This is a genomic window from Streptomyces sp. R35, assembly GCF_041053035.1.
GTDB lineage: Bacteria > Actinomycetota > Actinomycetes > Streptomycetales > Streptomycetaceae > Streptomyces > Streptomyces lutosisoli.
This window is the reverse complement of record NZ_CP163440.1, coordinates 8770856-8784246: the sequence shown is the minus strand read 5'-3', so window position 1 is coordinate 8784246 and position 13391 is coordinate 8770856. Positions and strand designations below refer to the sequence as shown.

Genomic DNA, 13391 nt, shown 5'->3' with positions numbered 1-13391 from the left:
CTCACTTCTCCGAGTGGCCCAGGGACTTTTCCGGGGCCACTCGGTCGCGTACGAGCCTCTTCACCGCGGTGGGCTCCGGGAAGCCCTGTTCACGGCGGTCCCAGACGACCTCGTCGCCGACCCGTACGACGAAGACACCACCGGTGCCGGGCTTCAGGGACAGCTCGGTCAGCTCGGTCTCGAACGTGGTGAGGAGTTCCTGGGCGAGCCAGGCGGCGCGGGGCAGCCAGCGGCACTGGGTGCAGTACTCGATCTGGACGCGGTGGCTGTTCTCCGTGCTCAAGCGAGTGTTCTCCGTGGTCGAGCGAGTGTTCTCCGTGGTCATCCGAGGTGCACCGACCAATCCTGTTCCGCCGCCGGTTTGCCGTGCAGGTCCGGGACCCGCTTCAGCCAGTCCGGGCGGCCTTCCTGGGTTTTCGCCGCGCGGTGGGCGTCCTCGGCGGCGAGCTCTTCCCGGCTGGGGAAATCCGTGGGGAGCCAGGCCGCGGACGCCCGCACCCGGGCGTGCAGATAACCGACGTAGGCCTCGCGGACCTCGTCGGGGGTCGCGAAACCGGGCTCTTCCGTGAGCCACGGGTCCGGCACCTCGGCCAGCACCGTGCGCAGGAGCTCCTCGGTCACCAGCGGGGCGAGTACGGCGTCCGCGGCCCGTGTGTCCGGGGTGTAGCCGCCCAGCGCGTGGCGCCGGAAGTCGTACGCCTTCTCCGGCGACGAGGCGTCCCAGCGGTGGTGGAAGACGAGGGCCGCGCCGTGGTCGATGAGCCACAGTCGCGGGGGCGCGATGCCGAAGGTGGGCCAGATCATCAGGTTCGAGCTGTGCACCGTGCGGTCCACGTTGACCGTGAGGGCGTCCAGCCAGATCACCTTGCCCGCCTCCAGCGGGTCGACGGCGAACGTCTTGGCGATCTCCGGGGTGAAGTCCTTCGCGCCCGGCAGATAGTCCATGCCGAGGTTGAGTCCGGCGCTGGCCCGGAGGAGGTCCTGCACCTCCTGGTGGGGCTCGTGCTCGCCGACCGCCGGGTCGAAGTGCACGAGGACCAGCTCGGGGAACCGCAGCCCGAGAGCGCGCGCCAGCTCACCGACGATGATCTCGGCGACCAGTGCCTTGCGGCCTTGCGCGGAGCCCGTGAACTTCACGACGTACGTGCCCAGGTCGTCGGCCTCGACGATTCCGGGCACGGAGCCGCCCGCCCTCAGCGGGTTCACGTATCGAACAGCAGTCACGTCGCGCAGCACACTGGCCAGCGTAAAGCAGCGGGCAGTGAATGCCTGAGCGGGAGCCGACGGCAGCGGGGGCAGGACGGTGCTGGTCACGCCCCCGCTTCGGGGCAGACGATCAGTTCGCCGTCTCCCGGAGCGGATTGGGCAGGGGCACATAGCGCGCGTCCGCGCCGTCCGCGCCCGTCCACCGCAGCAGCAGGTTCGTCTTGCCCGGGAGGGTGGGCGAGGAGAGAAGGCCGGCGATCTCGGGGAGGCCGTGGTCCGCGTCGTAACGGATCAACTCCCGGCGTACGGCGGGCCACAGGTCCACGCCCGGGTGGAGTTCGGCGAGGAGCGCGGCGAGTTCGACGAGGTGGTTGACGATCAGGCAGTACACGAGGCGTTCCCAGCCGGCCGCGCGTGTCACCCCCGGCAGGACCTTCACACCTTCCGCGTCCCGGAACAGGGCCTGTACGGGCATGCCGTCGGCGTCGACCGCCACCAGCGTGTTCTGCACATGTGCCTCGATGACGACTCCGTGGCGGTCGAACGCCTCCAGTACCGGGGGCACGACCTGGCGCAGATACGCCGTCCACCAGGCGGACGGGTCGGTGAGACCGTCGAGGGGGCTGCCCTCGAAGCCTTCCACGAGGGCGGCCGCGAGGAGCGGGGTCGCGCCGGGCACCAGGTGGCCGCGCAGTCCGTCGCGGACGAGGACGGCGAGTTCCTCGAAGGCGAAGTCGGCGGTGCGGTAGCCGCGGTCGCTCAGCCAGGCGGCGGGACCTCGCGACGCGGCGAACGCCGAGGCGGTCACCTCGTCGGTGCGGCGCATTTTCAGCAGGTCGTGCCGCCACAGGCGGCGAATGTCGTTGGTGATGCGCACATCGAGGCTGAACTTCACGAACAGGTCGTCGTCAGGGGCGTACAGCGTGCGGATGGCGGCCGTCGGCGACACGGGGCGTGCGGTGCGCCCCAGCCGTACGAGCCGGCCGTCCGCGAAGGCATCGAGGATCTCCGGGCGCGCGCCCACCAGGTCGAGCTGCCACGGGTGGGCGGGAAGCAGCCGGTACCCGGGCGGGGCCTCCCCGAAGACGTCGAGCGCCGTCGTGTCGCCCTCCTCGACGACCGCGTCCTCGCGCACGGCGAGCAGTTCCAGCGGGAAGCGGGCGTACGCCTCGGGCGCGTACGGCAGCCAGCCGGTGACCGGGCCGCCGCCGCGGGCCTTGGGGGCGGGGTGGTACGGGTGCCCGGTGATCAGGGACTGTTCCGAGCGCAGATACAGGTCGTCGGGCGGGGTGGTGCGGGCGCGGGCGGTGAGCAGCGCGGCCACCGCGTCGCGGCTGTCGGTCATCTCGGTGGGCAGTTCGGAGCCGGACAGGCCGGTGCAGCGGCGCAGTTCCTCGGCGGTGAGTTTGACCAGCTCGGTGTGGGTGAGCCGGTGCCAGGCGCCGTCGGCGTACACCTCGGGTTCCGTGGGCCGCCGGACGCCCCGCACCCGCAGCAGCCGGCCGCCGGACGGGAGCCGGTACACACCGGGCTCCTGCGTGGGCTCCGCCACCTCCCGCAGGAGACAATTGAGCAGCGGCGCGGCGGCGTACGCGTCGGCGGTCTCTTCGATGGTGCCCCTGTCGAGCGGGGGGAGCCTGGGGGGCATGGAGTCCACGCGATCCATTCGTTCCATACGGTGCACTGGTGATCAGTATGTCTGCGCACTGGTGATCAGTATGTCTGCCGTCGCGGACGACCGCGACGCAGTCCCCGTACCCAAGGAGCCCGACCGTGCACCGTCCCTCCCCGCCCGAGGCGGAGGCCGCGCTCGCCGACGAACTGAGCGTCGTACGCCCCGCCCTGTCGGCGCCGTACGCGCGGGCGCTGCCCGGCGCCCGGGCGGCCGTGCTGACCCGGCTGTGGCGGGCGCTGGCGCATGAGCCGCTGCCGTGGATCGCGCGCCGCGAGCCGGGGCGCGACGGTCTCACGCTCCATCTGGCCGACGGCCGGCGACTGCACGGCCCGCACGCCGACCCGTACGCCACCGGCGCGTATGTCACCGAAGTGCGGCTCGACGAGCGGTCGTACGACCGTCCGGCCCGGCTGGTCGACGCCCTCGCGGTGCCGCACGGCCCGGCCTTCGCGGCCGAACTCGACCACAGTGTGGCCTCCTTGGCGCTGTCCCGGGCGGGTCAGCCGGCGTCCGGCCGGGAGCCGGAGAGCGGCTGGGAGTGGGAGCAGCGGGTGGTCGACGGGCATCCGTTCCACCCCAACTGCCGTTCCCGGCCCGGGTTCTCGGTGGCGGAACAGCTCGCGTACGGGCCGGAGCACCGGCCGGTGGTGGAGCTGGGCCTGGTGCCCGTGGACGACTGTCTCGTCAAGGGCGAGTGGCCCAAGTGGCTCCGGGACGAGGAGCGCGTCCTGATCCCGGTCCACCCCTGGCAGGCGGCCCATGTCCTGACCGGCGCCCCGTCCCAGGGAAATGTCGCGGCGCATCCGCTGATGTCGCTGCGCACCCTCGCCCTCCCCGACGGCCCGCACGTCAAGACGGCTCTGAGCGCCCGGCTGACGTCCTCGGTCCGGGACATCTCGGTCTACTCGATCGAGACGTCGGCGACGGTCTCGGCGTTCGCGGCGGACATGGCCGCCCGGACCGACGGCCTGCTGCACGTCACCCACACCCTGGGTGCGGTCACGTCCGGCTCCCCCGGTCTGGCGGCGGTGCTGCGCGAGTCCCCGGACGTGTACGCGCGTGCGGGCGAGCGGGTGCTCCCGGTGGCCGCCCTGGCGACCACGGAACTCCCCCGATCGGCTTCCTGGCTGGCGGACTTCACCCGCCTCGCCGTCACCGTCTGCCTCGGCCTGCTCGACCTGGGCGTGGCCCTGGAGGCGCACGGCCAGAACCTCCTCGTCGTCCTCTCCCCCACGGGCGCCCCGCTCCGGCTCGTCTACCGCGACCTCGCCGACATCCGGGTCAGCCCGGCCCGCCTGACCCGTCACGGCATTCCGGTCCCGCCCCTGGCCGGGCGCACCGTCACGGACGATGAAACCGCCCTGCGGCGCAAGCTGTTCGGTTCCCTGGTGGCCGGCACGCTGGGCGCGACCGCGGGATCGTCCGCCGTGCTGCGCGAGGCGCTGGAGTCCGTCGTACCCGATCTGCCGCGCACCGCGGACCTCGGCGCCCTCCTTCACGAACCGCTTCCGACCAAGGCGCTGACCTTGATGCGGCTGTCTCCGGACACCTCCGGCGACATCTGGACACGGCTTCCCAACCCGATCGTCACCCGCTCGTTTTGAAGCGCGGCACGTTTGATCAATAGGATCCGCCGATGATCACAAGACAACGGCTGGCAGCAGGAGTCTGCGCCCTGCTCGCCGCCCTGACGGCCGGGATCGCCTTCCCGGCCGGAGCGGTCGCCGACGAAACGGCGGCGGCCGCCCCCAAGGTCGAACTCGTACTGGACGTCAGCGGTTCGATGCGGGCCAAGGACATCGACGGCGGGTCGCGGATGGCCGCGGCCAAGCAGGCGTTCAACGAGGTACTCGACGCGACACCCGAGGAGGTGCAGCTCGGCATCCGCACCCTCGGCGCCAACTACCGCGGCAACGACCGGAAGACGGGCTGCAAGGACACCGCACAGCTGTACCCGGTGGGGACCCTGGACCGCACCGAGGCGAAGACCGCCGTCGCGACCCTCACGCCCACCGGCTGGACGCCCATCGGTCCCGCGCTGCTCAAGGCCGCCGACGACCTCGACGGCGGTGACGGCACCCGCCGCATCGTGCTCATCAGCGACGGCGAGGACACCTGCCAGCCGCTCGACCCGTGCGAGGTGGCCCGCGAGATCGCGGCCAAGGGCATCGGCCTGACCATCGACACCCTCGGTCTGGTGCCGGACGCCAAGACCCGCGACCAGCTCAGCTGCATCGCGGAGGCGACCGGCGGCACCTACACCTCGGTGCAGCACAAGGAGGAACTCTCCGACCGGGTCGGCCAGTTGGTGGAACGGGCCGCCGATCCGGTGGTGACGCCGGTCGCCGTGGACGGTGCCGCAGCCTGCACGAGTGCCCCGACGCTGAAGTCCGGGCTGTACACGGACCGCGAGGAGTTCGGGCAGCACCGCTACTACCGCGTGGACGTCAAGCCGGGCCAGGAGCTGCGCGCCTCGGTGAGCATCTCCGCCGACCGCGAAGTCAACCAGGACTACGGGGTGCTGCTGCGCGCGGTCACCGTGCACGGTCGCGAGATCGTGCGGGGCGAGGCGGCGGGCAACGGCCGTACCGATGTGATCTCGACCGGTCTGCGCTACCCGAAGGCCGAGAGCGACGACGAGAACGCCGCGGCCGAGACCGTGTGTCTGCAAGTGTCCAACTCCTTCTCGGCAGCGACTGGTGTGAAGACCACGCCCGGTATGCCGGTGGAGCTGACGGTCGACGTCGTCGACGCGCCCGACCAGGCGGGCGACGTGGCGTCGTTCGGCCTCGGGCGCGGCTGGTGGCTGCTCGGCGCCCTCGTGCTCACCGGCTTCCTCGCGGGTGTGCTGTGGGGCTGGATCTCGCGCTGGCGGGTCGCGGTCTGGAGGACCAACTGATGCGAGTCCGAAGTATGTTGACCAAGACGACCAAGACGACCATGGCCCTGCTCATGCTCGGCGTCGCCGCGACCCCCGCACTGCTCGGGGTGTCCGCTTCCCCCGCCGTCGCCGACTCCTCGCCCTCGGCGAGCCCGTCGGACGACGGCGGCGCGCCCACCGAGGCCGGTACGTCGTTCCGTACGGCGACCGAGATCGAGCAGGGCCAGCAGGCCACCGCGAGCGGCTCCACGGGTGACTACCTGTACTGGTCGTTCCCCGCGGACGCCGGTCAGCGGCCCACCGTGAAGGCGACGGTGAAGCTGCCCGAGGCCTCGACGCGCAAGGCCGCCGAGACCTGGCAGATCGACGTGTACGACGGCCTGCGGCGCCGCCAGGCGTGCCAGTACGGGGCGCAGACGCGGACGGCGGCGAGCGACGCGGCCTCCGTGGACCTGTCCTGCACCCTGCGCACCGTCCGCGCCTGGTCGGACACCTGGGCCAACGACCCGCTGCCGGGCACGTACTACATCCGGCTGACCGCCACGGGTCTTGGCTCCTCCGACCTGGGTCTGCCGGTGAGCACCGAGGTCAAGGTCGACTCCAAGGACATCGGCGGCGCTGCGGCGGTCGACGGCTCGCTCGCGAAGCCGCTCGTCCCGGGCATCGCGACAAGCGCCGAGCAGTCCGACTCGGACTCCGACTCGACGACGGCCGCACTGTCCTCGATCGAACCCGACGACGGCTGGGCCTCCGGCTGGTGGTCCGACCGCTGGGTGTGGACCGCGATCGGCGGCATCCTCGCGGCCCTCGCGGGCATCGGCGGGTACGCGCTGACACGGGGTTCGGGACGGCCTTCGCGCATGCCGCCGGGCGCCTGATTTTCAGCGAACGCCGGAGGGGCTGATTTTCAGCCCGTCCGGCGTTCGAGGACTTTTAGGGGCGCGGGGAACTGCGCAATCTTTTAGGGGGGTCTGGGGGCGCAGCCCCCAGGAACGGGATGGGACGGGTAGGGGTGGCGGGGGCGAAGAACCCCTGCGTCACCCCTCCCGCAACACCTTGGCGACGGTGCCCTCCCCCGTCACCTCAACACGCCCCGCACGCACCGCGTCCAGCAGCCCCAACACCCCCCGGCTCACGGCCTCACACGTCTCCGTGTCCAGCGCCAGCCGGGCATCCGGCTCCTCCGGGGCAGACCCGTCCCCGTAGACCGGCCCCTCCCCGGCCCCGAGCCACACATGGAACGTCCCCTCGTCCAGCCTGACTTCGACGAGCCCCTCCCCCCGCCCCCTCCCCCCGCAGTCCCCGCAGCAGCGGCAACGCGAACCAGTGCGCCCGCACGGCATCGGTGGGCCGCCGCTCGCCCAGCGCGGGCGCACCCCACTCCCCGAGCGCCTGGAGCACGGGAAGCAACTCCCGCCCGCGACCGGTGAGTTCGTAGACGTACGCCGCACCCGGCGGCGGAAGACGCCGCCGCGTGGTCAGCCCGTCGCGCTCCATGTCCTTGAGCCGGGAGGCGAGGACGTCGGTGCTCACGCCGGGCAGGTCGGCGTGCAGATCGGTGTAGCGGCGCGGTCCGCCGAGCAGCTCACGGACGATCAGGAGGGTCCACCGGTCACCGACGGCGTCGAGGGCCCGGGCGGCGGAACAGTACTGGTCGTAGCTTCGGCGAGGTGACATGCGACGCAGTCTAGCTATCTTGTTGGACTTTCCAAGCAGCTACTTGGTAAAACCAAGCAACACATCGAACCGGAGGGCGCAGCGCATGGAGTTCCGGCAGTCCAGCAAGCTCAGCGAGGTCTGTTACGAGATCCGCGGCCCGGTGATCGAGCACGCCGACGCACTGGAGGCGGCGGGCCACAGCGTGCTGCGCCTCAACACCGGCAACCCCGCGGCCTTCGGCTTCGAGGCGCCGGAGGAGATCCTCCAGGACATGATCCGGATGCTGCCCCAGGCGCACGGCTACACGGACTCGCGCGGCGTCCTCTCCGCCCGCCGCGCCGTCGCCCAGCGCTACCAGGACCGAGGTCTGGCGGTCGACGTCGACGACGTCTTCCTCGGCAACGGCGTCTCCGAACTCGTCTCGATGGCGGTCCAGGCCCTCATCGAGGACGGCGACGAAGTCCTCATCCCCGCCCCCGACTTCCCGCTCTGGACGGCCGTGACCACCCTCGCGGGCGGCAAGGCGGTGCACTACCTCTGCGACGAACAGTCCGACTGGAACCCGGACCTGGACGACATGGCCGCGAAGATCACCGACCGGACGCGCGCCGTCGTCATCATCAACCCCAACAACCCGACGGGCGCGGTCTATCCGAAGGAGATCGTCGAGGGCATCCTCGACCTCGCCCGCCGGCACGGCCTGATGGTGTTCGCTGACGAGATCTACGACCAGATCCTGTACGACGACGCCGTGCACCACTCGGCCGCCGAGCTCGCCCCCGACCTGGTGGTCCTCACCTTCTGCGGCCTGTCGAAGACATACCGCGTCGCCGGATTCCGCTCCGGTTGGCTGGTCGTCACGGGCCCGAAGCAGCACGCGCGCAACTACCTGGAGGGCCTGACGATGCTGGCCTCCATGCGGCTGTGCGCCAACGCCCCCGCCCAGTACGCCATCCAGGCGGCGCTCGGCGGCCGCCAGTCCATCCACGAACTGACCGCGCCCGGCGGCCGCCTCCACGAACAGCGCAACCGCGCCTGGGAGAAACTCAACGAGATCCCCGGCGTCTCGTGCGTGAAGCCGAAGGGCGCGCTGTACGCGTTCCCGCGCATCGACCCCGAGGTGCACAAGATCCACGACGACGAGAAGTTCGTCCTGGACCTGCTGCTGCGCGAGAAGATCCAGGTCGTCCAGGGCACCGGCTTCAACTGGCCCCGCCCCGACCACTTCCGCATCCTCACCCTCCCGCACGCCGACGACCTGGACGCGGCGATCAGCCGGATCGGACGGTTCCTGAGCGGCTACCGACAGTAGGGAATGCCCATGCTCCCCGGCCTGTTGGCGACCTCGTACGTGATCACCGACGGGAAGGACCGACGATGTCGTACGAGGTGCGGGGCACCGTGGAAGAGGGCTTCGAGGGCGTACGGGAGGAGCTCGCGGACTTCCTGGCCGGGGAGGAGCACGAACCGGGCGCCCAGCTCACCGCGTATCTCGACGGGCGCCGGGTGGTGGATCTCTGGGCGGGCGACGGCACTACGGGCGATTCACTGACGAGCCTCTACTCGATCACCAAGGGCGCGGCGCACCTCGTCGTCGCGCTGCTGGTGCAGGAGGGCGTACTCGACCTCGACCGTGAAGTCGCCGCCTACTGGCCGGAGTTCGCCGCCGAGGACAAGGGCCGGCTGACGCTGCGCGAGCTGCTGGCGCACCAGGCCGGTCTGGTCGGGGTCGACGGCGGCTTCTCGATCGAGGAGCTGGCCGACGACCGGCTGCTCGCGGCTCGCCTGGCGGAGCAGAAGCCGTTCTGGGAGCCGGGAACGGCGTACGGCTACCACGCCTTCGTGATCGGCGCGCTCACCGGCGAGGTGGTGCGCCGGGTCACCGGGAAGTCGATCCAGGAGCTCTACGAGGAGCGGATCCGGGCGCCGTACGGCCTCGACTTCCACCTGGGCCTGCCCGAGGCGCTGGAGCCGCGCTGGCTGGAGGTCCAGCCGTTGGTGCCGACACCCGAGCAGATCGCGCTGCTGAGGGCGAACTCCTTCGCGCCCGACAGCGTCAAGGCTGTCGCCTTCAACCAGAACGCCGCTTCTCCGACCGACATCGTGGCCTTCGGCAACACCCGCGCCGTCCGCGCGCTGGGGCCCGCGTCGTCGGGCGGTGTCGGCAACGCGCGCGGGGTCGCCGGGATGTACGCAGCGGCGATCGGCGCGCTGGACGGCAAGGCAGCCCTGCTGGCCCCCGAGACCGTGGCGGAGTTCAGCCGGGTCCACGCGGCGGGCCCCGACCTGGTCACCGGGTCGCCGGACCACTTCGGGCTGGGCTTCGAGTTCCTGGCCGACCGGTATCCGTTCCTCGGGCGGGACGCGTTCGGGCACAGCGGTGCGACCGGGTCCCTCGCCTTCGCGGACCCGGCGAGCGGTGTCGCGTACGCCTACACCCGGCGCCGTTTCGCGTTCCCCTCGGGTGACGGCGAGTCCCCGGAGAACGGCCGTCTGGCGGAGTCGGTCCTGCGGGCCGCCGGTAGTCGATGACACCGTACGAAGGGAACGACAGGAAAGGGGACGGCGATGGGTGACCTGCTCCTCGTACGGCACGGTGAGACCGAGTGGTCGATGTCCGGACGGCATACGGGGTCGACCGACGTCCCGCTGACCGAGAACGGCCGGGAGCAGGCGCGCAGGCTGGCTCCGCTGATCGCCCGGCACCACATCGCGGCGGCGTTCGTCAGCCCGATGCAGCGGGCCCAGGAGACGGCACGGCTGGCCGGGGTCGGCGGGGCGCGGGTGGACGCGGACCTGTCCGAGTGGGACTACGGCGGGTACGAGGGAATCACGACCCTCGAGATCCACCGGAGCAGGCCCGACTGGTTCCTGTTCACGGACGGCGTCGCGGCGGGCCCGCCCGAGCACCCCGGGGAGAGCCCGGACGAGGTCGGGGCGCGCGCGGAGCGGATGCTGGCCAAGATCGACGCGGCGCTCGCGGAGGCGGAGGGCAGTGTGGTGGTCGTGTCGCACGGGCACTTCCTGCGGGTGCTGACCGCGCGGCGGCTGGGGCTGCCCGCCGGGGCCGGCGCCCTGTTCCAGCTGGGCACCGGGACGATGAGCCGGCTGAGCACGGAGCACCGGCGGCATGTGGTGGCCGGCTGGAATGTCAGACCCGACACGTACTGTTCCCATGAGCCGCTCCCCTCGGCAGGACAGACTCCCGGGGAACAACTGACGGGCGGCTGAGAGAGCCGCCCGTCACACGATCGGCGGCGGGAGGGAGCGCGCCGTGACACGACCGCCGACCGCGGCACAGCGGCGCGTCATCGAGGCCGCCGATCCCGTCACCGGGCGGCTGAAGGGCACGGAGGCCCAGCTCGCCTCGCTGGTGAAGCGCGGGCTCGCCTTCCGGCATCCCCGGCCGCCGCACGACCACTTCCTGACGCCCGCCGGACATCGCATACGGGAGACGCCGGAGCCGGTCGCCGCCGTGGAGGCCGCCCCCGTCGCGGCCGAGGCCGGTGTGTTCACCGCGCGGATCGGCGGCGAGGAGACGGCCGGCCCCGGCCCGGCGCGCATACGTGAGGTGCGCAGCGCCTGGCAGGGGCTCCTGGAGCTGCGCCGGATGACCAACCCGGACAGCGCCGTCGACCGTCCGTGCGGATGGGAGCGTACGCATCTGGTGCAGGCCGCCGCGCTCGCGCTGGAGGCCGCGGGGCACCGGCCCGCGGGGGCGGAAGGCGACGGCTACCGGGTGCGGGCGACACCGCAGCCGGAGGCCGTCGCCGTGCGCGAGCCGGACCCCGGGGCGCTGCGCGCCTGCGCGGCCACGCTGGAGAAGGCGGGCTGGCAGGTCGGCGAGCACACCGAGCCGCGCACGGGGGCGCGGTATGTGCTGGCTTCGCCGCGGCGGGTGTGAGGCGCCGGAATGCCTTGCTGTACAAGGGAGTTGGATCGGTCAAGTCCTGACCGCCGTTGAAGTGTCATCGAAGGGGAAGTCGTGGCAGAGCCGTTTTCCGTCGCAGTGACCGTCCGTGGGTACGAGACCGATGTGCTCGGACACCTCAACCAGAGCGTCTATCTCCAGTACGCGGAACACGCCCGCTGGTCGTTACTGCACGCGGCCGGCATCGGACAGAACGAGCTGATAGGCAGCGGCGTGGGCCCCGTGGCCCTGGAGACCACCATCCGCTATCGGCGGGAGCTGCGCGCGGGCGACGAGATCGAGGTGACGTGCGGTTTCCTCTGGGGTGAGGGCAAGACGTTCCGGATGGAGCAGACGATACGGAAGACGGACGGCACGGTGTCCGCCGAGGTGACGGCGGTCGGCGGGCTGCTCAACCTTGAGGAGCGCAGGCTTGTCGCCGACCCCCGGGCGGTCTTCAAGTCGCTGGCTGCCGATCCGGGGGCGTTCGGGCTCTGAGCTCCTCCGCCGGAAGCGACACCGTCACCGTCAGCCCGCCGCCCTCGCGCGGGTGCGCGACGACCTCACCGCCGTGGGCGCGGGCGATGGAGCGGACGATGGACAGGCCGAGGCCCGCGCCCTTCGAGGTGACCACCCGGTCGACGCCGAGGCGGCGGAAGGGTTCGAAGAGGGCGGGCAGTTCGTACGGCGGCACGGCGGGACCGGAGTTGGTGACCTCCACCTCCACCCGGCCCTCGTCGCCCGTACGGCTGACCACCTCGACCCATCCCCCGTCCCCGGTGTTGTGCCGGATGCCGTTCTCGACCAGGTTGTGGACGAGGCGTTCGAGGAGCAGTGCGTCGCCGAGCGTGGGCGCCTCCTCGGCCTTCTCCTGGACGGTGACACCGGCGTGCTCCGCCTCCCCCTGGATCTGGCCGGTCACATGGGTCACCACGTCGGCGAGGTCCACGGGCAGCCGTTCGGCGATCTCGTTCTCCGAGCGGGCGAGCAGCAGGAGGCCGGTGATGAGGCGCTCGTGCCGCGTATTGATCTCCAGCAGGTTCTCGCCGAGCTGTCTGACGTCCTCGGAGGCCGTCGCACGGTGCATGGCGACCTCGACCAGGGCGCGGCCCAGCGTCAGCGGGGTGCGCAGTTCGTGGGAGGCGTTGGCGACGAATCGGCGCTGGCCGTCGAAGGAGCGGTGGAGCCGCTCGACCATCGTGTCGAAGGTGTCGGCGAGATCTTTGACCTCGTCGTCGGGGCCACGCAGCGCGATGCGCTCGTGCAGGCCGCGGTCGGCTGCGGGGGCACTGGCGATCCGGTGCGCGGTGTCCGTGACCCGGTGCAGTGGGGCGAGGACGCGGCCCGCGATCAGCCAGCCGAACCCGGCCGCGGCGCCGCCGACGACGAGCAACGCGAGGCCGCCCTGGGTGAGCAGCGAGGAAGTGGCGGCCTCCCGGAGCCTGTTGCGCTCGGCGTCCATCCACTTCTCGAGGTCGGTGACGCCGGGCGGAGGGGTTCTGCCGCCGGCGGAGACGAGGGTCCGCTCGTCGTGGGGTTCGGCGGTCGGCGCGGGTGAACCCTGCCCGGCGCCGGCCGGCGCGGTGGACGGTGGGCTCCCCGTCGCGTGCGTCTGGGAGATGACCTTCTGCCCGGAGTGGTCGAGCTGCTGGGTGAGCAGCGCGTAGGTGACGCCGAGCAGCACGACACCGCCCGCGAAGAAGAGGCCGCCGTAGACCAGGGTGAGGCGGGCACGCAAGGTCGTCCGGCGCGGAAGAAGCCGACGGCTCCCGCGCGACGGCCGGGTCCGAGCCGAGGCGGGCGATGCTCCCGGCTGCTGCGCGGCGGGCGGCAGCCCGGATCGCTCCCCCGCAGGCGAACCTGCGGACGACTCCGCCGCAGGCGACACTTCGGGGGGCTCCTCCGCAGGCGACACTCCGAGCGGCTTCGTCGCAGACGACCCTCCGGACCGTTTCCTCACAAGCGACAGCACGGACCGCTCCGCCACAGACGCCCCTTCTGCCCGCCCCCACCGCAGACGCCACCCCCGACCACCCCGCCACAGGCGCCACCCCAGATCA

At 71.8% G+C, this 13391-nt stretch carries 12 protein-coding genes and 1 pseudogene; 8 read left to right on the top strand and 5 right to left on the bottom strand.

Features of this window, described 5'->3' with window-relative positions; translation table 11 throughout:
- Position 1 precedes the first annotated feature (1 nt).
- The 3 genes from AB5J50_RS39490 to AB5J50_RS39480 all read right to left on the bottom strand — a co-directional run bounded on the left by AB5J50_RS39490 (position 2) and on the right by AB5J50_RS39480 (position 2854).
- Entirely contained in the window at positions 2–283 is a 282-nt protein-coding gene (locus AB5J50_RS39490) for a SelT/SelW/SelH family protein (RefSeq protein ID WP_327432879.1), read from the bottom strand.
- Positions 284–321: 38 nt separating this feature from the next.
- Complete coding sequence (locus AB5J50_RS39485) at positions 322–1236, bottom strand: HipA family kinase (RefSeq protein ID WP_369263471.1); 915 nt, start codon at positions 1234–1236, stop codon at positions 322–324.
- Positions 1237–1336: 100 nt separating this feature from the next.
- Entirely contained in the window at positions 1337–2854 is a 1518-nt protein-coding gene (locus tag AB5J50_RS39480; RefSeq protein ID WP_369263470.1) for an IucA/IucC family siderophore biosynthesis protein, read from the bottom strand.
- Positions 2855–2979: 125 nt separating this feature from the next.
- Between AB5J50_RS39480 and AB5J50_RS39475 the strand changes: the two genes are divergently transcribed.
- From AB5J50_RS39475 to AB5J50_RS39465, 3 genes are read left to right on the top strand one after another with little or no spacing between them, the layout of a single operon-like run.
- Positions 2980–4485, top strand: a complete 1506-nt coding sequence (locus tag AB5J50_RS39475) for an IucA/IucC family protein (protein ID WP_369263469.1) — start codon at positions 2980–2982, stop codon at positions 4483–4485.
- A 32-nt stretch (positions 4486–4517) separates the two neighbouring features.
- Positions 4518–5780 (top strand): VWA domain-containing protein, encoded by a 1263-nt coding sequence (locus AB5J50_RS39470; RefSeq protein ID WP_369263468.1) that lies wholly within the window; start codon positions 4518–4520, stop codon positions 5778–5780.
- Positions 5780–6640: a hypothetical protein gene (locus AB5J50_RS39465; RefSeq protein WP_369263467.1), complete on the top strand. Its 861-nt coding sequence runs from the start codon at positions 5780–5782 to the stop codon at positions 6638–6640. The genes AB5J50_RS39470 and AB5J50_RS39465 overlap by 1 nt, the downstream gene beginning before the upstream one ends.
- 159 nt (positions 6641–6799) lie before the next feature.
- Here the strand turns inward: AB5J50_RS39465 and AB5J50_RS39460 are convergent.
- Positions 6800–7439, bottom strand: a pseudogene (locus tag AB5J50_RS39460) (winged helix-turn-helix transcriptional regulator).
- Between the two features lie 85 nt (positions 7440–7524).
- On the opposite strand from AB5J50_RS39460, the gene AB5J50_RS39455 reads away from it, so the two are divergent.
- The 5 genes from AB5J50_RS39455 to AB5J50_RS39435 all read left to right on the top strand — a co-directional run bounded on the left by AB5J50_RS39455 (position 7525) and on the right by AB5J50_RS39435 (position 11829).
- Entirely contained in the window at positions 7525–8733 is a 1209-nt protein-coding gene (locus AB5J50_RS39455) for a pyridoxal phosphate-dependent aminotransferase (RefSeq protein ID WP_369263466.1), read from the top strand.
- Positions 8734–8798: 65 nt separating this feature from the next.
- Complete coding sequence (locus AB5J50_RS39450) at positions 8799–9953, top strand: serine hydrolase domain-containing protein (protein ID WP_369263465.1); 1155 nt, start codon at positions 8799–8801, stop codon at positions 9951–9953.
- A 36-nt stretch (positions 9954–9989) separates the two neighbouring features.
- Entirely contained in the window at positions 9990–10652 is a 663-nt protein-coding gene (locus tag AB5J50_RS39445) for a histidine phosphatase family protein (protein ID WP_369263464.1), read from the top strand.
- 43 nt (positions 10653–10695) lie between these two features.
- Positions 10696–11325, top strand: coding sequence for a hypothetical protein (locus tag AB5J50_RS39440; protein ID WP_369263463.1), 630 nt, complete (start codon positions 10696–10698; stop codon positions 11323–11325).
- A gap of 81 nt (positions 11326–11406) precedes the next feature.
- On the top strand, positions 11407–11829 hold the full coding sequence (locus AB5J50_RS39435; RefSeq protein WP_369263462.1) for an acyl-CoA thioesterase: 423 nt from the start codon (positions 11407–11409) through the stop codon (positions 11827–11829).
- Here AB5J50_RS39435 and AB5J50_RS39430 read toward each other — a convergent pair.
- Complete coding sequence (locus AB5J50_RS39430) at positions 11789–13069, bottom strand: sensor histidine kinase (protein WP_369263461.1); 1281 nt, start codon at positions 13067–13069, stop codon at positions 11789–11791. The genes AB5J50_RS39435 and AB5J50_RS39430 overlap by 41 nt on opposite strands.
- Between the last annotated feature and the right edge of the window lie 322 nt (positions 13070–13391).

Coding starts and splice junctions, on each gene's coding strand:
- AB5J50_RS39450 (WP_369263465.1), top strand. CDS start 8,799: ATGTCGTACGAGGTGCGGGGCACCGTGGAAGAGGGCTTCGAGGGCGTA.
- AB5J50_RS39470 (WP_369263468.1), top strand. CDS start 4,518: ATGATCACAAGACAACGGCTGGCAGCAGGAGTCTGCGCCCTGCTCGCC.
- AB5J50_RS39455 (WP_369263466.1), top strand. CDS start 7,525: ATGGAGTTCCGGCAGTCCAGCAAGCTCAGCGAGGTCTGTTACGAGATC.
- AB5J50_RS39465 (WP_369263467.1), top strand. CDS start 5,780: ATGCGAGTCCGAAGTATGTTGACCAAGACGACCAAGACGACCATGGCC.
- AB5J50_RS39480 (WP_369263470.1), bottom strand. CDS start 2,854: ATGCCCCCCAGGCTCCCCCCGCTCGACAGGGGCACCATCGAAGAGACC.
- AB5J50_RS39445 (WP_369263464.1), top strand. CDS start 9,990: ATGGGTGACCTGCTCCTCGTACGGCACGGTGAGACCGAGTGGTCGATG.